Origin of the sequence: Streptomyces sp. NBC_00310 (assembly GCF_036208085.1) — a bacterium.
Classification (GTDB): domain Bacteria; phylum Actinomycetota; class Actinomycetes; order Streptomycetales; family Streptomycetaceae; genus Streptomyces.
Window position 1 is genome coordinate 6,078,026 of the sequence record NZ_CP130714.1, and the last position, 19,793, is coordinate 6,097,818.

General features: G+C 69.1%; 18 protein-coding genes and 2 pseudogenes. 13 read left to right on the plus strand and 7 right to left on the minus strand.

Annotated elements, in window-relative coordinates:
• The first annotated feature begins 17 nt into the window (after nt 1-17).
• Nucleotides 18-1,145, plus strand: a complete 1,128-nt coding sequence (locus OG202_RS26685) for a PDR/VanB family oxidoreductase (protein ID WP_328223706.1) — start codon at nt 18-20, stop codon at nt 1,143-1,145.
• Nucleotides 1,146-1,163: 18 nt separating this feature from the next.
• On the opposite strand, the pseudogene OG202_RS26690 reads toward OG202_RS26685, so the two are convergent.
• The 3 genes and pseudogenes from OG202_RS26690 to OG202_RS26700 all read right to left on the minus strand — a co-directional run.
• Nucleotides 1,164-1,436 (minus strand): annotated as a pseudogene (locus OG202_RS26690) (IS1380 family transposase); the annotation flags it as partial.
• A 165-nt stretch (nt 1,437-1,601) separates the two neighbouring features.
• The gene (locus OG202_RS26695; RefSeq protein ID WP_326579922.1) at nt 1,602-2,120 is read right to left on the minus strand and encodes a nuclear transport factor 2 family protein; all 519 of its coding nucleotides are present in this window, start codon (nt 2,118-2,120) and stop codon (nt 1,602-1,604) included.
• A 50-nt stretch (nt 2,121-2,170) separates the two neighbouring features.
• Nucleotides 2,171-2,983, minus strand: a complete 813-nt coding sequence (locus OG202_RS26700) for an oxidoreductase (protein WP_326585697.1) — start codon at nt 2,981-2,983, stop codon at nt 2,171-2,173.
• Between the two features lie 212 nt (nt 2,984-3,195).
• On the opposite strand from OG202_RS26700, the gene OG202_RS26705 reads away from it, so the two are divergent.
• The 3 genes from OG202_RS26705 (at nt 3,196) to OG202_RS26715 (ending at nt 5,090) form a co-directional block, all read left to right on the plus strand.
• Nucleotides 3,196-3,345 (plus strand): hypothetical protein, encoded by a 150-nt coding sequence (locus OG202_RS26705; RefSeq protein ID WP_328224727.1) that lies wholly within the window; start codon nt 3,196-3,198, stop codon nt 3,343-3,345.
• Nucleotides 3,346-4,461: 1,116 nt separating this feature from the next.
• Nucleotides 4,462-4,683 carry a type II toxin-antitoxin system VapB family antitoxin gene (locus tag OG202_RS26710; RefSeq protein ID WP_193479418.1) on the plus strand — a complete coding sequence of 74 codons (222 nt, stop codon included), beginning with the start codon at nt 4,462-4,464 and terminating at the stop codon, nt 4,681-4,683.
• Entirely contained in the window at nt 4,680-5,090 is a 411-nt protein-coding gene (locus tag OG202_RS26715; protein WP_326579915.1) for a PIN domain-containing protein, read from the plus strand. The genes OG202_RS26710 and OG202_RS26715 overlap by 4 nt, the downstream gene beginning before the upstream one ends.
• A gap of 1,085 nt (nt 5,091-6,175) precedes the next feature.
• Here the strand turns inward: OG202_RS26715 and OG202_RS26720 are convergent.
• A complete protein-coding gene (locus OG202_RS26720) occupies nt 6,176-7,696 on the minus strand; it encodes an MFS transporter (protein WP_328223707.1) in 1,521 nt (506 codons plus the stop codon).
• Nucleotides 7,697-7,987: 291 nt separating this feature from the next.
• Between OG202_RS26720 and OG202_RS26725 the strand changes: the two genes are divergently transcribed.
• From OG202_RS26725 to OG202_RS26740, 4 genes are all read left to right on the plus strand, one after another.
• Entirely contained in the window at nt 7,988-9,757 is a 1,770-nt protein-coding gene (locus OG202_RS26725) for a fatty acyl-AMP ligase (RefSeq protein WP_328224728.1), read from the plus strand.
• Complete coding sequence (locus OG202_RS26730; RefSeq protein ID WP_328223708.1) at nt 9,754-12,459, plus strand: beta-ketoacyl synthase N-terminal-like domain-containing protein; 2,706 nt, start codon at nt 9,754-9,756, stop codon at nt 12,457-12,459. The genes OG202_RS26725 and OG202_RS26730 overlap by 4 nt, the downstream gene beginning before the upstream one ends.
• A gap of 219 nt (nt 12,460-12,678) precedes the next feature.
• Nucleotides 12,679-13,056: a hypothetical protein gene (locus OG202_RS26735; RefSeq protein WP_328223710.1), complete on the plus strand. Its 378-nt coding sequence runs from the start codon at nt 12,679-12,681 to the stop codon at nt 13,054-13,056.
• 36 nt (nt 13,057-13,092) lie between these two features.
• Nucleotides 13,093-13,815, plus strand: coding sequence for a hypothetical protein (locus tag OG202_RS26740; protein WP_328223711.1), 723 nt, complete (start codon nt 13,093-13,095; stop codon nt 13,813-13,815).
• Nucleotides 13,816-14,179: 364 nt separating this feature from the next.
• Here OG202_RS26740 and OG202_RS26745 read toward each other — a convergent pair whose 3' ends face one another.
• The 3 genes and pseudogenes from OG202_RS26745 to OG202_RS46580 all read right to left on the minus strand — a co-directional run.
• Complete coding sequence (locus OG202_RS26745) at nt 14,180-14,572, minus strand: nuclear transport factor 2 family protein (protein WP_328223712.1); 393 nt, start codon at nt 14,570-14,572, stop codon at nt 14,180-14,182.
• A 30-nt stretch (nt 14,573-14,602) separates the two neighbouring features.
• On the minus strand, nt 14,603-14,743 hold the full coding sequence (locus OG202_RS26750; RefSeq protein ID WP_328224801.1) for a hypothetical protein: 141 nt from the start codon (nt 14,741-14,743) through the stop codon (nt 14,603-14,605).
• 201 nt (nt 14,744-14,944) lie between these two features.
• Nucleotides 14,945-15,058 (minus strand): annotated as a pseudogene (locus OG202_RS46580) (DUF6233 domain-containing protein); the annotation flags it as partial.
• Nucleotides 15,059-15,181: 123 nt separating this feature from the next.
• Between OG202_RS46580 and OG202_RS26760 the strand changes: the two are divergent.
• From OG202_RS26760 to OG202_RS26780, 5 genes are all read left to right on the plus strand, one after another.
• Nucleotides 15,182-15,931: an SDR family oxidoreductase gene (locus tag OG202_RS26760; protein ID WP_328223713.1), complete on the plus strand. Its 750-nt coding sequence runs from the start codon at nt 15,182-15,184 to the stop codon at nt 15,929-15,931.
• Nucleotides 15,932-16,303: 372 nt separating this feature from the next.
• Nucleotides 16,304-17,140 (plus strand): helix-turn-helix transcriptional regulator, encoded by an 837-nt coding sequence (locus OG202_RS26765; RefSeq protein WP_328223714.1) that lies wholly within the window; start codon nt 16,304-16,306, stop codon nt 17,138-17,140.
• A gap of 255 nt (nt 17,141-17,395) precedes the next feature.
• Complete coding sequence (locus tag OG202_RS26770; RefSeq protein ID WP_328223715.1) at nt 17,396-17,989, plus strand: TetR/AcrR family transcriptional regulator; 594 nt, start codon at nt 17,396-17,398, stop codon at nt 17,987-17,989.
• A 105-nt stretch (nt 17,990-18,094) separates the two neighbouring features.
• Complete coding sequence (locus OG202_RS26775; protein WP_328223716.1) at nt 18,095-18,835, plus strand: NADPH-dependent F420 reductase; 741 nt, start codon at nt 18,095-18,097, stop codon at nt 18,833-18,835.
• A gap of 239 nt (nt 18,836-19,074) precedes the next feature.
• Complete coding sequence (locus OG202_RS26780; protein WP_328223717.1) at nt 19,075-19,773, plus strand: nitroreductase; 699 nt, start codon at nt 19,075-19,077, stop codon at nt 19,771-19,773.
• Nucleotides 19,774-19,793: the final 20 nt, after the last annotated feature.

Genomic DNA, 19,793 nt, shown 5'->3' on the forward strand with positions numbered 1-19,793 from the left:
AACCAGTGAGGCATCCCATGGACATCGGCACACCCGGCACCCCGCCGCCGGACCTCTACGGCAGACTGCGCGGCGACTCCTACATGCGGAAGCTGGCGGCTTTCAGCGACAAGGCGGTCACGCGCCTCGCGCGGCGCAGCACTCCTCCCAAGCGCCCGCCGGCCACCGGGACGCCCGTGATCCGGGAACTGGTGGTCGCCGCCAGGCACCAGGAGGCCGAGGATGTCGTCTCCCTGCGGCTGGCAGCACCCGACGGGGCATCCGACGGGGCATCCGATGGGGGAGTGCTCCCGCCCTGGCAGCCCGGCGCCCACATCGAGCTGCGCCTGCCCTCCGGCCGCAGGCGGCAGTACTCCCTGTGCGGCGACCCCGCCGACCGGTACGGGTACCGCATAGCGGTGCGCCGCATCGCCGACGGCAAAGGCGGTTCGGCCGAGGTGCACGACACCCTCGGAGTCGGTACGCGGGTGGCCGTCACCGGGCGGCCCCGGAACGCCTTCCCCTTCGCCGCCGAAGCATCCGTCCTGCTCGTCGCGGGCGGCATCGGCATCACCCCGATCCTGCCGATGGCCCGGGAAGCAGCCCGGCGCGGGCTGGACTGGAGGCTCGTGCACACCGGCCGCAGCCGCGGCTCGATGCCCTTCGCGGCAGAGCTGGCCGAACTCGCGGCCGCGGCCCCCGGCCGGGTCTCCATCCGTCCTGACGACGAGTCCGGGGTGCCCGAAGCCGCCGATCTGTTGAGCTCGATCCCGGCGGCGGGTGCGGTGTACTGCTGCGGGCCAGCGCCCATGATCGACGGTGTTCGGCGCGCGTTCGGTGGCAGCCGCGCGTCGGCCCTGCACTTCGAGCGGTTCGCTCCGCCCCCGATCACGGACGGCCGCCCCTTCGAACTCCAGCTGGGCGACACCGGCCGGGTTCTGCCGGTGCCGTACGACCGCTCCGCCCTGGACGTTCTCCACGAGGCCCTGCCGGACCTGCCGTTCTCCTGCCGCCAGGGGTTCTGCGGCACCTGCCGGGTACGGGTTGCCGATGGCCAGGTCGATCACCGTGACCGTCGGCTCACCGCCACCGAACGTGCGGCCGGCGCCATGCTGCCCTGCGTCTCGCGTGCACCGGAAGGAGAGCGGCTGGTGCTGGAGGTGTGAACCGGCCGAGCGCCCGTCAATCCGGTCCTCGGCCCGGGCCCGCAGCCGGTGACGGAGCTCGAGTGCGGCGATCGGCCGGTCAGGGGTGTTGGTCGCGAAGCACGTGATCCGCATGCCGTCCGCGTCCGTGAACCTCAACTGGGCGCCAGGATAGGGCCGTTCCTTTCGGATGATCAGCCGCACGCCCTTGAGCCGGCCGTCCAGGAGCTTGCCGGTGAGCTCGGCGACCCAGGCCCCGTCACGGGCCTCACCGTCGGTCTCGACGGCCGGGGTCCAGGCTGAGGCGGGGACCTTCAGCAGGTGTCCGTGGACGCGGCCGGCTCGCCGACCACGAGTACGCTCGCCGGGCCCGTACGGGTCGGATGCGACCCGAAGCTGTCCGCCGAGGACATCGCCTGCGGCTACCGCCATTCCTGGAAGGGGAACGGGGCCAAACGGCCGGTGGACCTGGTGCGATCAGGTCCGCGGGGCTGTCGGCCGGGTCAGCGGGACCAAGCGGCGGTCCCCGAAGGTGACCATCGCGTGCACGGGCGCGGCGCCGGCGCGCATGAGCGCCGCGACACCCCGGCGGCCCTGCCTGCGGGCGAGCTCCGACCCCGCGCCGATCATCAGGGCGGTGAGGGCCGGCATCGGACGCCCGAAGAGCGTGATCTCCTTGACGCGTGCCTCGTCGTCGAGCCGCAGCAGTTGCGCTTCCTCGAACGGCTGGGATCCCACCCTCGCCCGGTAGAACAGCGCGTACGTGTCGCCCTCGCCGGTCTGGGTGTGGAAGCGGATGTCCTCGACCGCCGTGAACGCCGAGGTCAGGAAATCGCGCAGCTGGGCAGGTCCCTCGAAGCGGAACTGTTCGGTGAGTGGCGAGCTGAGCACGACGTCCTGGCTCAGGCACGCGACTGCGGCGTCGACGTCACCGCGTTCTGAGGCGGCGCGCCAGCTCGCGACGGTAGCGGCGGCGGAGTGCGGGGTCTCGGACATGAGTCTCTCCCGGTATCAACGGCGCGACGGAGTGCGTGGGGTGGCGGGGGTCAGCCGGCCAGCTTGTTCATCGTGCGGATCTGCTTGTCCAGGACCCAGGCAGGAACGAAGCGGAGCATGCGTGCGCGTCCGGCCATGGGGCCGGCGGCGTAGCGAAGTTTCGGCTTCTTGTCGGTGGCGGCCGTGACGATCGCCTTGGCGACCACGGCGGGGTCGTCACCGCCCCTGATCGCCTCCGTCATCAGACGGTCGAAGACGTGCCGCTGGTCCGCGTAGACCTGCAGGGGCGTGTCGGGCTTCGCGCTGTTGGCCTCGAATCCGGTCCTGGTGTAGGCGGGTTCGACGAGGAGCGACCGGACGCCGTACTGCCGCACCTCGTGGTCCAGGGACTGGGAGTAGCCCTCGATCGCGTGCTTGGACGCGCCGTAGACGGCCATGTAGGGAGCGGGGATGAACCCCTGCACCGACGAGAGGTTGATGATGCGCCCGCGTCCCCGGGAGCGCATGTGCGGCAGGACCTCCTGCACCATGCGCATGACACCGAAGACGTTGATGTCGAAGACGCCCTGGGCCTGCGCGAGGGAGGTTTCCTCGGCCGCGCCTATCGAGCCGACGCCGGCGTTGTTGACCAGGACGTCGATCCGCCCGAACCGGTCGATCACCTGCTGGACCACGGTGGTGACCGACTTGTCACTGACCACGTCGAGGTCGAAGAACGTCACGCCCTGGAGCGGGGTGACGCGTGAGGTGTCCCGGCCCGTACCGGCCACCTCGAAACCCGCCGCGACCAGCGCGAGCGCCGTTTCCTTCCCGATGCCGGATGACGCCCCCGTCACCAGGGCCACCGGCCGATTTGTCGTCATCATGCCCTCCCGAACCCTCGGTGGAAACCGATCGGTTTCCACCGGGCCTCACTGTAAACCGATCGGTTTCCGTGCGCAAGCTCAACGAGGGAACTGATCCCGGGCCGCGTCACCGGCTGCCTTCAGACTGAGCTGACCGGCGCCCGTCGGCATGGCGGCACTGGCCGGGTGGGCAGGCAGGAAAGGCGTGAGGGCGCCATCCCCGTGCTGCGATCGCCCAGTTCGCGCTCAAGGGCTGGTGCGGCACCTCTGTCGAGGCGAAGGCCAAGCGAGCCGGTGTCACGCAGCCGCACCTCCCCCGGCCCTTCCCGGCCCTTCCCGACCCTTCCCGACCAAGAAGGCGATCGTCGCCGCCGCTTTGACGTGGAGCGCGGAAGACGCCCACCAGGCTTGTGAGAGCGTGCCAAAGGGATGATGGGGCGCGAGCGGACCCTCCCACGCGATGGGTAGCCCCATGGCGATCGCTTGCGCGCGGCCGATCTCGACGCCCCCCGAAACGCTCCAGAGGCAGGTGCGGCAGGGGTACGCCGTCGCGGCAGCCACCGACGCACGGGGTGATGGCCAGATCGGCGAGCGTCCACGCCGACTGGACGAGGCTCCGGGAAGCCATTCGTGCCGCTGGGCGCAGATGCCGATAAGACCGCAACCGTCCCCGCGCCCGGCTGCTCGTCGATTCACTGAGCCGATGCCTTCCGCAGGGAGCGGGCGCACCAGTTCCGGTGCCATCAGGTCAGGCAAGTGGCTGCTGTCACCGCGAGTGGGCCGGGTGGCCGGCTGCCGCAGGCCGAGCTGTTGCGCGCCTCCCAACAAGTCGCCCTTTGCGCACGCGACTTGGCTTCCATTGCCCGGCATGTGTCTGTAGGCGCGAGTTCGGGTACCAGCGCACCAGGTTCTTTGGCTCCGACAGTCGTTCGACCGCGCAGGCGCAGGCGCAGGCGCATGCGCCTGCGTGAACGGGCTCCGTGCTCGCCTCGGCTCGTTCGCACACCCTCGGCTCGGGACCCTTTCGCCCGCGCACAGCCTTCCGGTGAAGTGATCCCTGGCCCAGAACTACCTGCAAAACCCTGAAACCGCTCACCAATGCGCAAGCCCCAGGCCGTTGACCTGGGGCTCCAAATGGAGCGGGTGACGAGAATCGAACTCGCGCCCTCAGCTTGGGAAGCGACGGCGCTTGGGTGGCCCGTATGGCTCTGACGTGCGCAGATGCTCGTTGCTGAGGTGGTCGTGCGGGTCAGATCGCACCGCTGGTGACCGACGCTTTCCGCTCTTACGGGCACACTGTGGGCACGGCACCCACCAGCAGCCGGGCGATGCGGGCGGGTGACGCTTGCGCCTGCCGAACCGCAGCGTCTCGCAGGCTGATCTGGAGTGTCCGTTGCCACTGCACATACCTGGATTCGACATGCGGACGTGGACCTGCAAATGTTGGTAGCGTATTCTTCTATGTACATCACCAACATGCGAGCGGAAGGTGCCGGATGTCAGTGACCCAGATCGACATCGACGACGACGCCCTGGAGCGCGCCATGGCCCTGTCAAAGGTCAGGACCAAGAAAGAGGCGGTCAATCTCGCTCTGCACTTCTACGCCGAGCAGCAGGAGCGTGCGGCGCGCATCAGCCGTCACTTCGAGCGTGCGCGTGAGTGGGGTGCCGTCGAGGACGCCGAGCGCCTGCACGAGGCGGAGAAGCGCAGCCGGTGATCTACTTGCTCGACACGTCCGGCCTGGTGCGGCTGCTCCGTGATCCCAAACTGCAATCGGCCTGGTACGACGCGATCGATGCCGGGGCCATCGCATCCTGCTACGTGCAACGCGCCGAGTTTCTTCACAGCGCCCGGAACGGTCGCGAGTACGACGAGATCATGGAGATGTTCACCGACCTCTACCCAGATGTGTCGGTGCCGAAGAACGCGGGGCGCTGGATCGGTGCGGTGCAGCACCGCATGGCCCGGGCCGGGGATCATCGCAGCGCCTCAGCGGGCGACCTCGTCATCGCTGCCACCGCGGCTCACCATGGCCTGACCGTCCTCCATGACGATGCCGACTACCGTGCCGTCGCTCGGCACGCATCCGACCTGACCGAGCACGACGTCCACGACATCGCCTGAGAGATTTCCGCCGAGCCTTCGTCAGGCGAGGGTGGCGGCCCGCGTCGTCATACCGGAGATGGCGGAGCATCACCTCGGTGCCGCCGGGTCCGTCCGTGTCCACCGCGGCGCACTCGTTGAAGTCCTGTCTCCTCGAAGTCCTGTCTCCTCGACAGGAATTGGGCAACCCATAGTGCTGCGGCGTCCGTAGACGCCATCCGTCTCTCCGAGGGGACGGGCAGGCTGAGGGCCCGCACGTGTGACCGATGTGGTTGATGCAGCGAAACCGCAGCTCACAGACACCGTGCGATGCCAGAGCCGGGGAGCCTGCCACGGCCGCCGAGAACTCGTGCCCTCCACGTGCCCCATCTCCGTGCTCCCGGAGGGCGGATCCTGCGGAAAAACCCCGCCAATGCACAAGCCCCAGGCCACTGATCTGGGGCTTCAAGAAGAGCGGGTGACGAGAATCGAACTCGCGCTCTCAGCTTGGGAAGCGACGGCGCTTCGGAGCCGGATAGCTTCTGACCTGGGTATATGTCTCCCGGGCTGGCGCCTGAAAGTGCGGATCGTACCGCTGTTGACTGTGGTTGACCCGTATTACGGGCACGCTATGGGCACGCCGTCCCATCGGAGTCGCCGGGAGCCCCTCTCAGCGGCTGACGAGTTGCCGAGCCCTGGAAGCGAGAGCTGGGCAGAAGGGCGTCATTGCAGGAGCACACGGAGGATCAGCCCGTGGGCCACAGGAACCCGTTCATCGGAGCGGGAACCTACCTCCCCCTTGCAGGGCTTTCGGCACTGGGCTCGACGCCGGGCGTGTCCCCCCGACACCGCCAGTCTGCTACCGGGCCTCCTGGCAGCTACCCGGACCGGACTTCCACCGGCGGGCGACAACGAGCTTACGACTCAAGGCCAGCTACATCACGAAGACCTCCGAGTCTGCTGGGCGCGCGAACGACCGAGGCTAGTCAGCCACCCCGCACAGCGGTGGAACCTCAAACTGCCAGTGGGCACGGTCGGTGGGCTGGGTGCGGGTGGGTCGTGGCCGGCCGCGCCCCATCTGGCGGAGCCGTATATCGGCAGAACCCGGGCCTGGGGAGAGGAGCCACTCACGGTTCGGGCTTCGAGGCGTCCACGGGAAAGGGTGCCGGCTCCCTGCTGCCGTCCGGCGTGTCCCTGCGGCGTCGCAGCGCCCACAACGCGACGGGTGCCCCGGCCCCGACCAGCGCGGAGGCCAGACACAGGCCGGCCTGGTAGCCGGAGAGGAAGGCATCCGACTCCTTGGCTCCAGCAGCGGCCGCGGCGTGCTCCGTGTACGACACCATCACGCCTACGAAGGCGATCCCGACGACCCCGGATGCCTCGCGGACGGCGCTGAACAGCCCGGCGGCGATGCCGGAAGAACGGTCGGGCGAAGACTCCAGGGCACGGGAGGTCAGCGGAATGGCCAGTGCGGAGCCGAAGCCGATGATCGAGAGTCCGGGCAGAATATGAACGAGGCTCCCTCCAACGCTTCCCAGAGCGACCATCAACAACCCCAGGCCGACCAGGAGCAGGCCCGCGGCGGAGACCCGACCGTCCCCCCATCGGCGTGCCATCCGGGCAATGAAAGGGGCGGCGACGAGCAGGGAAAGCGCCACGGGGATGAACGTCAGTCCGGCTGACGTCGGGGCAAGGCCAAGGCCGTCCTGAAGAAACTGGGACGTGAAGAAATAGACTCCGCTCACGCTCAGACCCCACAGCAGTTGAGTGATGATCCCGCCGATGAAGGGACGTTGCCGAAAGAGGAGCCGCAGCGCGGCATTCCGGCGCAATGTCAGCTCGTACCACAGGCCGACGGCGGCGGCCACGGTAATGGCACCCGACATGGCCACGGGAACGCTGAATACGCCCCTTTCAGGTCCTTCGATCAGGCAGTAGGCGAGGCCCGCCAGCCAGCAACAGGCCAACGCGACGACGCGGAGGGAGAGGGTGGCCGATGACTTCGGCGCAGAACGGGCCGCGGGGGCGTGCCGGGGGACGACGAAACCGATGAGGAGACTCGCGCATCCCAGCGGCGCGTTCATGGCGAACACCGACTCCCAGCCCAGGTGCTGTGTCATGACGCCGGAGACAACTGGTCCGCAGGCCAGCGCCGAAGCCAGTGCGGCAGTGGTGGCGCTGAAGGCGGCATTGCGTGCGCGCGGCGGAAGATCGTGTGACAGGACCGCCAGCGAGGCCGGCAGGATCAGCGACCCGCCCGCTCCCTGGAGTCCTCGGAAGGCGATCAGCGCCACCCCTGAGGTCGCCAGGCTGCACCCGATCGAGGAGACGGTGAAGAAGGCGACACCGAGCATCAGCGTCGCACGCCGCCCGATGGTGTCGGCCAGATGCCCGCCCAGCAAGAGAAGGCTTGCGAGAGCCAGGGGGTAAATGGCCGCCACCCATTTCAAGTCCGCGTCACCCAAAGCAAGTTCGGCGCGGATCTGAGGCAGTGCCACAGTGACGACGGTATTGTCCAGGGCCGTCATGAATGACGGCAGGATAACGGCCATGAGAATGGCGAGGACGCGCAGTCGACTCACGGTACCTGCCTTGAACCGAGGGGGAGCGTATTGATGGGCGGTAACGTTTTCAAACCCTTCCTGCATACGCTGTCCTCCAGGCGTATCGAGCGCGACTCGCGGAGGGCCTGATCACGGTATTCGGCGCGCTGTCAGGACGCGCCGGATCAGCCCTCTTCCTCCGGTCGGGCAGCGACTTCGGCGTGTCGCTGGAAGCCCGGCAAGCCTTTGTGTTTGGCTGATTTCTCACCACTGCCACTATTCATTGGATGCGTTGATGGGCGGCGACGGCTGTCTTCATATCCGCCTGACGGGCTGACGGCCGAAGAGTCCATTCCTTGCCCGGTACGAAGGTTCGGTGACTCAGTGCTGGAAACCGTGAGAGAAACGATCAGCGACCATCTCGCTCAGGCCGTAGCACAAACCCCCGATGAAACAGCTTTTACTTTCGTGGACTTCAGCACCGACCGCGCCGGAGTTTCGTCCCGTCTGACGTGGCGCCAGCTGGAGAAGCGGGTACGTACTTTCGCCACGGCCCTGCGCCACGCCGGAGCGGCGGGCGAGCGCGTGGCCGTCGTGGGGCCGCAGAACCTGGACTACGTCGTCGGCTTTCTCGCAGCCACGTGCGCCGGCGCGATCGCCGTGCCCCTCTTTCCCCCGTCCCTGCCCGGCCATGCGGAGAAGCTCGCCGCCGCGCTCGCCGACGCCGACCCGGTGCTCGCCCTCACCAGCCCCGATGCGCTTCAGACGGCGGAGAAGTTCTGCGCCAACCAGGACGGCCTCCGCGTACGCGTGGTCACCGAGCGGGACCTGCTCGCGGGGCCGGTGCCAGGGGGCGTACCGACATGCGGGGAGACCGCTCATCCGCGCCCCGAGGACTGCGCCTACCTGCAGTACACCTCGGGCTCAACCCGCATGCCGTCCGGCGTGGAGATCACCCACGCCAACGTGTGCGCCAACGCACGCCAGGCCCTGGAGGCGTACGGCATCCGCTCCGGGCGCAACTGCACTGTCGGCTGGCTTCCGCTGTACCACGACATGGGGCTCGTCCTGGCGATCGTGCTGCCTGTCGTCGGCCACGTCCACTCCGTGCTCATGGACCCGCTGGCCTTCGTCCAGCAGCCCGTCAGGTGGCTGCGGCTGCTGACTCAGTACCCGGGAGCGCTCACCGCCGCCCCCAACTTCGCCTACGACTACTGTGCGCGCCGCGTCACCGACGAGGAGCGCGGCGAGCTGTCGCTGGGATCGGTCACTGCCATGGTCAACGGCAGCGAACCCATTGCCGAGCAGACGCTCCGACGGTTCCAGCAGGCCTTCGCCCCGATCGGCGCGGTCCGCACAGCCATGCGCCCGTCCTACGGGTTGGCCGAGGCGACCGTGTTCGTCTCTGCCTCTCCGGCCGGGGAGGAACCGACTGTCACCTGCTTCGACCGGGACGCGCTGGCGGCCGGCACCGCCCGTGCGGCCGAGGGCACCGGGGCACAGGCCGTGACCCGCCTGGTCGGCTGCGGACAGCCCACCGGCCAGGAGGCGGCCATCGTCGACCCGGTCACCCGCGTTCGTCTGGAGGACGGGTGCGTCGGTGAGATCTGGCTGCGCGGACCCAATGTCGGACGCGGTTACTGGGGACGCCCGGAACAGAGCGAAGCCACCTTCCGGGCCACCCTCCACGGCGACGAATCGGGCGACCGCGCGTGTCACTGGCTGCGCACAGGCGATCTGGGGCTGCGGTACGGCGAACACCTCTACATCAGCGGCCGCATCAAGGACCTCGTGATCATCGACGGCACCAATCACTATCCGCAGGACATCGAGCACACCGTCGAGAACGCCCACCCGGCGATCCGCCGTCATCACACCGCGGCGTTCGCCGTCCTCACCGACGACGGAGAACGCCTGGTCGTCGTCGCCGAGCACGCCCGTGACCTCGCGGAACCCCACGGTGTCCGGGACGAGGCGGCCCGCGCCGTCCGCGCTGCGGTGTCCGCCGGTCACGCCGTCGCCCTCCATGACTTCGTCCTTTCCCCGCCGGGCACCGTGCCCCACACCACCAGCGGGAAGGTCTCCCGCGGCGCCTGCCGTGAGCAGTACCTCCAGGGTGCCTGGAGCTCCGACACGCAAGCACAGAGGGAGACCGGCAACGCATGAGGCAGCCAGGCGGACACCAGGAGCCGGTCGAGGACAGCCGGACTGTCACCTTCACTACGGACAGCCGCTCCGGGTCGGGCGCGGCCGAACTGCGGAACGCGCTGGTGCAACTGGTCTCGAACATCAGCGGCATCTCCCCGGAAGACCTCGACGACGCCCGCCCGCTGGCGGAGTACGGCCTCACCTCCCGCGACGCCGTCGGACTGACCGGCGAGCTGGAGAAGATGCTCGACCGGCCACTGTCCGCCACGTTGCTGTGGGAGCATCCCACCATCGGACAACTGGTCAGCGCCCTGGCGGGTGCCGACGACGCCGACACCGCGGAGTCGGACGAGCAGCCCCGTACGTCCGGCGAAGCGGCAGCCGATGCCGTCGCCGTCGTCGGCATCGGCTGTCGCCTGCCGGGAAACGTGCACGGGCCGGACGCGTTCTGGGAGCAGCTCCTGGCAGGAACGGACTCGGTCGGCCAGGTGCCCGAAGTGCGCTGGCCCAACTTCGCCGGCACGGCGCCCGACGTCACCGCCCTGATGGAGTCCACCACACGGTGGGGCGGCTTCCTCGACGACATCGAGGGATTCGACGCGAAGTTCTTCGGCATCACGCCCCACGAGGCCGAAGGCATGGACCCCCAGCAGCGGCTGCTGCTCGAAGTCACTTGCGAGGCGCTGGACCACGCGGGAGTACCCGCCCATGCCCTCCGGTCCACCCCCACCGGCGTCTTCGTCGGCCTGAGCTCGCTCGAGTACGGGCATCTGACCACCTCGGACCCTTCACGCCTGACACCGTGGACCAGCACCGGAGCCGCTGGCAGCATCGCCGCCAACCGCGTGTCCTATCTGCTCGACCTCCACGGGCCCAGCTTCACCACTGACTCGGCCTGCTCGTCGTCCCTCGTGGCCGTGCACCTGGCCTGCCGCAGCCTGCGCAGCGGGGAGTGCGACACGGCACTGGCGGCGGGCGTCAACGTGCTCCTGTCCCCGGCGGTCACGTCCTCGTTCGAACAGGCGGGCGCGCTGGCCGTGGACGGCAGGTGCAAGCCCTTCGACGCCGCGGCGGACGGAATCACCCGGGGTGAGGGCTGTGGCGTCGTCGTGCTCAAACGACTCGCCGACGCCCAGCGCGACGGCGACAGGGTGCTCGCCGTCATCAAGGGCACCGCCGTGAACCAGGACGGCCAGTCGGCGGGCCTCATGGCACCCAACCCGGCGGCGCAGGAAGCGCTGCTCCGCGACGCCCTGCGCGACGCACGGATCGACGCGGCCGACGTCGACTACGTCGAAGCGCACGGGACGGGCACCCTGCTGGGAGACCCCATCGAGGCAGCAGCCCTCGGAGCGGTCGTCGGCCGCGGCAGAGAGCCCGGCCAGCCGCTGCTCGTCGGATCGGTCAAGAGCAACCTGGGCCACCTCGAAGGCGCAGCCGGCATCATCGGCCTGATCAAGACCGCACTGGCCCTGCACCACGGCCGTATCCCAGGCAGCCTGCACTTCCACAGCCCCAACCCCCACATCGACTTCACCGAGCTGGGCCTGCGCGTGGTCACCGAACCGACGGCATGGCCCACCTCCGGGCACCGTCCCGGACGCGCCGGGGTGTCCGCCTTCGGGTTCGGCGGTACGAACGCCCACGCCGTCCTCGAACAGGCGCCGCCGACCGCCCCGGGTCCCGGGCGGCCTCCGGCGACCGTCGGCGAAGAGGGCGACCACCCGCACATCCTGATGGTGTCCGCCCGAACACCACGAGGCGGGCCTCGCCTCCGGCGTCGTCAACACCTTCCACGAGGTGGGCGGCTCGATCGGCGTGGCGGTCGTCTCCACGGTCGCCGCCTCGGGCATCGAGTCCGGCTCCGTCGGCGGCTTCACGGACGCCTTCACCGTCTGCGCCCTCGCGGCGGTGGTGAGCGCAGCGGTGGCCCTGGGACTCGTACCCCCCGGCAAGCCGCAGATGACCGGGGGCGCGCACGTGCACTGACACGTCTGCAGCTGCACGGCGGGCACGGGTTTCTCGCCTCCCGCTGCCCGCAGCACCGCGCGAGCCGCAAACCGCGCCCCGAGAACTTCGAGGTCCTCCCGACGGCGCAGATGCACCCGTGTGCGGCGGCCCTCCACCTGGATAGCACACACCTGACGAAATACCCCCAGGGGGTATATGGTTTGGAGGTGTGGGGCTCGGGAACGGGTCATCCTGGACGAGAAGGGGAAGAGGTCATGGACCACACCGCTCACCACACCGGAACCGCTCACGACCACGCCGAGCACGGCGGGCACACGGGGGCGTCCTGGGGAACGGCGGCGAAGGCGACGCTGCACTGCCTGACCGGATGCGCGATCGGCGAGATCCTCGGCATGGTCATCGGCACCGCCCTGCTGTGGGGCAACGTGCCCACCATGGTCCTGGCGATCACCCTGGCGTTCGTCTTCGGCTACTCCTTCACCCTGTTCGCCCTCCGCCGGGCGGGCCTGGACTTCAAGAGCGCCGTCAAGGTGGCGCTGGCCGCGGACACCGTCTCCATCGCGATCATGGAACTCGTCGACAACGGCGTCATCGCCCTCAGCGGTGCCATGGACGCCCACCTCTCCGACGCCCTGTTCTGGACTGCGCTGCTCGGCGGCTTCGCCGTCGCATTCGTGATCACGACCCCGGTCAACAAGTGGATGATCGGCCGGGGCAAGGGCCACGCCGTCGTCCACGCCTACCACTGACCTGCCTCAGCGTGAAACGCGCCGGGACGCACCCTCAGAGAGTGCGTCCCGGCGCATTCGCGCTGAGGTCAGATAGCAATGCCCGACGACCTGACCAAGTGCATCCGTATCGGCCTCGGGGCACGCGTTCAGCGCGGCAGGAGGCTCTGCTCGCGCCGGCGGCGGCGCCCGTGGCGGGCCACGTTCCGCGCGGCTCGAAGACACGACAGGGCTTCCGCGGTGAGCAGGGCCAAGAGGGCTGCGGGCCGCCTCGGCGATCAGCTGGATGCGCATGCCTTCCATCTCGCCGCCCGCGAGTGCGGCCCGGGCCGCCGCGTCGGCGAGGTGTCCAACCGGCTGCATGTGCACCAACAGAAGCAGCGTCGCCAGCAGTTTCGCGATGACCCAGTAGTGACGCAGCAGCCCCAGAAGGTGCCAAGTGACCAGAGAACGCCGGTCAGCCCGCGAGGCGATGAGACTGGTTCGGCTTGTCCGGCGCGAGCGTGGTTCTGGGTGGCCGCGCAATCGGCCGCGATCGGACTTCGTTCGGGTGAGGCGGCGCTGCGTGTCCTGGGAGCGCGGCTGCATCTGGTGATCCTCATGTATGTCGGTCGGTGACATCGAGAGGACTGGGGTCTGTTCATGGGTCCGGACATGCGCACTGGTGAAGGGGCGGATACGGCCGGCTCGCGAAGCCGCACGCTGACGATCGCCGGTGGGCTCATGGTCGGAGGCTTCCTTCTCAATGTCATTTTGACCGCAACGCTTCATCCCTCTGGGGAGGAAGACGACCACCCTGCGATCTTCACCGAGTACGCAGACAGCGGCACCTGGATCGCCGTTCATCTTGGCCAGTTCGTTGGCGTCCTGGTGACGCTGAGCGGCCTGCTCGTGCTGTACCGCGTCCTGCGCGGTGCCGACGGGCCTTCCCTGCTTGCGCAGATCGCGGCCGCAGGAGCCGTGGCGACCTCCGCGATCTGGGCTGTCCTACAGGGACTGGACGGCGTGGGGCTGAAGCAGGCCGTGGACTCATGGGTCAGCGCGTCGGGCGCGGAGAAGACGATCCGCTTCGCCAACGCCGAGACCGTGCGCTGGCTGGAATGGGGATTCCAGAGCTACTTCCGCATCCTGCTCGGACTGACCCTCGCGCTCTTCGGGACTGCCATCCTCACCAGCCGCCGGATCGCCGGCTGGCTGGGCTGGACGGCCCTTGTCGCGGGTGTGTGCTCTGTGATTGTCGGAGTCGACGTGGGATACAGCGGCCTGGCCAGTGGACTCCAGGACATCCTCGGTATCGCCTTCCTCATTCTCGTCCTGGTCTTCGCCGTCGGAGTACTCATCACCGGAGTACGCGAGCACAATCGGCGCGACGGCTGAGCCGATCGGTGCGCCAGTATCGGCCGGACACTCATTCCCGAGAATGAACGGCTGCCCCGTCGCACAGCAACGGCACAAGAAGCCGACGCCGTGAGACTTGCTGGTGTCTCCATGACCAAGCGGACCGCTGGGCTTCGAAGTACCCGATCTGCCCAGTCCTCGTAGAGGTGAGCCAAGGAGCGCCCCAGAGCAGGTGCGCGGGCTTGTGTAGTTCATTCACCTGGCCGGACGGTCAAAGCCCATCTCGCAGCACTTCTGACCGGCTTGCCTGGTCATGACTACGGCTCCGTTACCGCTTCGCAGCTGGTTGGCGCGGTTTTGTCCCGAAGGTGACCAGGGCGGCGAGTCCGGCGATGAGTGCTAGCTAGCGGCGACGTGGCCAAGTGAGATGGATGACCCGCTTGGAAATGCGCCAGCCGTCATCGGTGCGTCGCAGGTCGTCGGCGTAGACGACGCTGGCGACACCGCCGCCCTCCAGCAGGCTCAGACCTTTGGATCGGGCCCGCACCTCGTCGCCCGGGCCTTCCGACACGACGATGTTCGTCGTGTGGTGGGCTTTCGCGTGTCCGGGGGCGTTCATGAAGGTCACGATCGCGTCCAGCCCGACGACCGGGTCGCCGCCGAAGACGCTGCCGTCCCACACCGCGTCTTCGGTGAGGCATTCGCCGAGACGGTCCAGTTCGTGGTCGTCCATGATGTGCGCCCACAGCGCCACGGCCCTGCTGATTTCGACGGTGTCTTCATTCGTGGGTTTCACGTTCAGCTCTCCGTTTTCTGCGTTGCTGGATCAGGTCTTGGCGCCGCTCGGCATGGCCAGCACCTGGTCGTAGGCGCCGTTGGCCTCGGCGATGCTCTCCTTCGCCGCAGTGGCCGGGCGCCCGGCAGCTTCGACTATGGGGGTGTATCGGCGGGGGCGGGAGAGGACCACATATCCATGGACCGACGATCCTCCCCAGCCGGCCACCATCGAGTCGCCAGGACTTGAGGCGGGCGAAGGTGTGTTTGCCTGGAGCGCGGAGACGGGCGTGGGCGCGGTTGTACTGCTGGTAGAGCTCCGGAAGTTCGCGGTGGCCGTAAGGGGTGCGGACGGCGGCGCAGGCGCTGTAGTAATGCGCGATCGGGCGTGGATGAGCCATGGCGCCCCGGAGGGTGCTTCCTCGCAGTCGACGGCGTGGACGACGCCTCGGCCGGGACCGCTGCCGCCGTCCAGCTTCTGCAGGACCCAGCCCGACGGCCGGCGTTCGCTTCACGAGGCAGAGACCGTCGATCCATGGATGAGCCGTCCTCTCCCGCCCCTGCGGGGGCGTCTCTACGGTCGGGGCTGCGGGCGCTCACCGGCTCGCCGTACCGAAGGAGCAGGACCCTCATGAAGATGACTGGCAACACGATCCTGATCACCGGCGGCACCTCGGGCATCGGCCTCGGTCTGGCCCTGCGCCTGCACGAGGCCGGCAACAAGGTGATTGTCGCCGGGCGGCGCAAGGAACTCCTCGACGAGATCGCGGCCGAGCACCCCGGTATCGACGCGCTCGTCCTCGACGTCGCGGACCCCGACTCGATCGCCCGGGCCCGTGAGACCGTGGCGGCGAGCCACCCGGGGCTGAACGTCCTGGTGAACAACGCCGGCATTCAGCTGCTGGAGAGCGTCCTGGACCCGGCCGGACTCCAGGTCGCCGAGGATCACGTCGCGACCAATCTGCTCGGCACGATCCGGATGACATACGCCTTCCTGCCGCTGCTGGTGGGCAAGGACGACGCGGTCGTCATGAACGTCACCTCCGCGCTGGGGTTCGTACCACTCCCGTTCACACCGACCTACAGCGCGACCAAGGCCGCGCTGCACTCCTTCTCCGAGAGCCTGCGCATCCAGCTCGCCGGTGCTGACGCCGGAGTCCAGGTGATCGAGGTCATCCCGCCGGCTGTGCGCACGACCCTGATGGGCCAGGAAGACAACGAACAATCCATGCCGTTGGACGACTTCCTCACCGAGACCCTCGACCTGCTGCGCGAAAAGCCCGACGCGAAGGAACTGGCCGGCGAGCGCGCCAGGTTCCTCCGCGACGCGCAGGCCAACGGCTCCTACGACGACGTCCTCGCCATGCTCAGTGGCAGCTGACCGACCTGTGACAGACGCGGAATGCCAAGGAAGCGCCTTCGGCTTCGCCCCGTCGTCGCACCGGAGGCGACCGGCTCAGTCCTGAGCGCCGAAGGGCACGTGAGCGCCCGTCTGACACGGCGAACATCGTCGTGCCGGACGGGCCGGGCGACGAGGCCCGGGTCCGGTAAAGCGTTGATCCCAGGCGGTGCACTGCCAGCAGTCGGCGAAATTCCCAGCGGGTCACGCAGGGGCAGGTGACCCTCGGGTCGTCTCGCCGCGAGCGCCCTCGGCGCGGCCGTAGGAGCGCCTGCGCAGGGGTGGCAGAGGACTGCCCATCCATGGATCGGCGGTCTCTGGATAGCCGGGCGGGATGCGCCGAGGATGGACGGCATGGACAAGAAAGAACTGGCGGAATTCCTGCGCCACCGACGTGAGATGTTGCGGCCCCGCGACGTCGGGCTGGTCGAGGGGGCGCGCAGGCGTACGCAGGGGCTGCGCCGCGAGGAGGTCGCGCAGCTCGCCGGCATGTCCACCGACTACTACGCCCGCCTGGAACAGCAGCGTGCTCCGCAACCCTCGGTCCAGATCACCGCGGCTCTCGCCCGGGCACTGCGGCTGACCCTGGACGAACGCGACCATCTCTTCGTCCTCATCGGTCACAACGCCCCGGCCCGTTTCCTGCGCTCGGAGCATGTCAGCCCGACGCTGATGCGGGTCCTGGACCGTCTGGACGACTCCCCGGCCCTGGTAACGACCGACCTGGTCGACACCCTCGCGATGAACACGTTGGCCGTCGCGCTGCTCGGCGACCAGACCCGCCACACCGGTCTGGCCAGTAGCGGCTACTACCGCTGGTTCATGGACCCGGCCGAACGTCTGGTGTATCCCGAGGAGACCCACGAAAGCCACGGCCGCGCCCAGGCGGCACGCCTGCGGGCCGCGCTGACAGCTGGCAGCGATACCCCCCGAGCGGCACGGATCCTCGCCGAACTCCAGGAACACAGCCCCGAGTTCGTCCGCATGTGGGAACTTCAGGAAGTCGCCCGCTACGGCGACTGCAAGACCATCCTCCATCCCCAACTCGGCCGCATCGACGTCGACGCCCAGCTCCTGTACACCGAGAACCGCGCCCAGACCCTGGTGGTGCTGACCACTCGCCCCGGCACGGAGAGCCACAGCAAACTCGAACTGCTCTCCGTCATCGGACACCAGCAGCTCACGCCCTGACGTCCTGGGTCGGGGACTGGGGACTGGGCCGGGGTCGGCGCGGGAGTGGCCGGACAAGGGCACTCTGGGATGGTGCAGCCCGCACGGCTTTTGCCCTGCGCTCTACGGCCGAATATGTCGGCCCCCTGCGATGTCCGGGCTCCGCGCTCAGGCCGCCCATTTGACCGGATGCTGCCTCCGTTTTACTCTCGAATACGTACGGAGGCAGCATCCGTTTTGATGCGGCCGCAGGATCGCGGCAGGCAGGAGGGTGCAATGAGCGCCGGTGAGCAGCGGGGACGCAAGCCCCGCGCGGACGTCCAGCGCAACCGCGCTGCCCTCCTGGAGACCGCGCAGCGTCACTTTCTGCAGCACGGGGTCGGCACCTCCCTCGAGGCGGTGGCCAAGGAGGCGGGCGTCGGGCCCGGCACCCTGTACCGGCACTTCCCCACCCGGGAGGCGCTGCTGGCGGCTGTGCTGCAGACGCGCTCCGAGGAACTGGTCGCCCGCCAGGCGGACATCGAGCAACTCGGCGACCCCGCCGAGGCGCTGGACCAGTGGCTGCGGGCGATGGAGGAGTACTTCAGCGCCTTCAGCGGTCTGCCCGACCCGCTCATGGCCGCGGCCAGGGCGCAGGAACCGGACAACCCGCTCACCATTCCCTGCGACATCCTCATCACCGCCACCGATCAGTACGTGCGAGCCGCCCAGCTCGCGGGGCGCGTGCGCGCGTCGGTGCGGGGGCACGACCTGTTCCTCGCGGCCTGTTCCGTTGCCTGGATCAAGGGCACCGGTACCGAGGAGGAGCCGCTCGACCGGCTCCGCGCGCTCATCGCGAGCGGCTACCGCCAGCAGGACACCCCCGCGTAAATCGCCAGGCTCCCCGCTCCGCCCCCGCAACGCCAGGCGGCACCACCACCCATCCATCACATCGTGCTGCCCCCAGGGGCAGCGCAACCTCCTAAGGAACAAATCATGAAAATTACTGTCATAGGCGCTGGTGCCATCGGCGGGAACCTCGCTGCCAAGCTCAGCACGGCCGGTCACGACGTCCAGGTGGCCGACGCCCGCGGCCCCGAGGCCGTCCGGGCGGAGGTGCTGGAGTCCGGGGCCCGAGCGGCGGACCTCTCCGACGCCGCCGTCCAGGGCCGGGACGTCATCGTCCTGTCGATCCCGTTCGGGGTGGCGGGCCAGCTGGCAGACCTGTTCGCGTCGGTGCCCGACGAGACGGTGGTCATCGACACCTCGAACTACTACCCCGGCATGCTCAGCGAGCCGATCGAGGCGGTGGACAACGGCCAGGTGGAGAGCGTGTACACCGCCGAGCTGCTCGGCCGCCCCGTGGTCAAGGCGTGGAACGCCGCCCTGGCCGAAACCCAGCGGACCAAGGGCGTCCCGGCCGGAACGCCCGGCCGCCTCGCCATCCCCGTCGCCGGCGACTCCGCGGAGGCGCGGCGCGTGGCCATGCGGCTCGTGGACGACACCGGCTTCGATCCCTACGACGCCGGCACGCTGGCCGACTCCTGGCGCCAGCAGCCGAACAGCCCCGCCTACTGCACCGAGCTGACCCTCGACGAGCTGCCCGCGGCCCTGGCCGCGGCCGACCGCGCCAAGGACGCGGCCATCCGCGACAGTCTCCCGGAACGCTTCGCCGCCCTCGGTGCCAACCCCACCGTCGACGACGTCGTCGAGATGAACCGCGCCGCCCACCGCTGAGTCACCCGATGCGGCACTCGCGCACGCGACGGACACGAGAGCGGCAACGCCGGCACACCACGAACGAAGACCGAACACGAAGAGCGCACAGTCCCTCGCGCTGCGGACTGCAGCTTCGGCACGCCGCTGCCTGCGGGCATCCGCAAGCCTGCCGGCACCCGCAGGGTGCGTCCGCAGCCGCGGCGGCCTCCGCGCAGCGCAGCGCGGCAGATGACTGCGCGCCGTGGAGAGGAACCGCCTTGCCCGGCACCGCATCACCCTTCACCGACATCGCACGCTCCCGACGCTCCCCCCGGCGGTTCCTGCCCACCGCCCTGTCCCCCTCGGACATCCGCGGCGTGCTGGAAGACGCACAGACGGCCCCGTCGAACAGCAACACCCAGCCGTGGACGGTGCACGTCGTCTCGGGTGCGGCGCGTGACGCCCTGGGCAAAGAGCTGCTCCGGGCCGAGGAGGAGGGGCGGACCTCCCCGGATTTCACCGATGGCTACGGCGAGGGCCTCTACCTCGAGCGGTCGCAGGCCCTGGGCGCGAGTGTCTACCGGGCCCGGGGCGTCGAGCGTTCGGACCGGGACGGCAGGAGGGCGGCGGTCCGCGAGAACCTGGAGTTCTACGGCGCTCCCCATGCCGCGTTCCTGTTCATGCCGGCGCTCGGCGACGGGGTGCGGACGGCCGGCGACATCGGCATGTACGCGCAGAACTTCCTGCTCTCGCTGGCGGCCCGGGGGCTGGCCGGCATCCCGCAGACCGTACTCGGCGTCTACGCCGACACCGTCCGCGAGTTCCTGGGTGTCCCCGCGGAGCTCAAGCTGCTGTTCGGCATCTCCTTCGGCATGGCCGACCCGGCGGTACCGGTGAACACGCTCCGCACGGAGCGGGTTCCGCTGCAGCGGAGCGTGGTCCTGCATGACACCCCAGGAGTCCTCGACAGGCAGTAGTTCCTCCGCCCGCCGGAGAC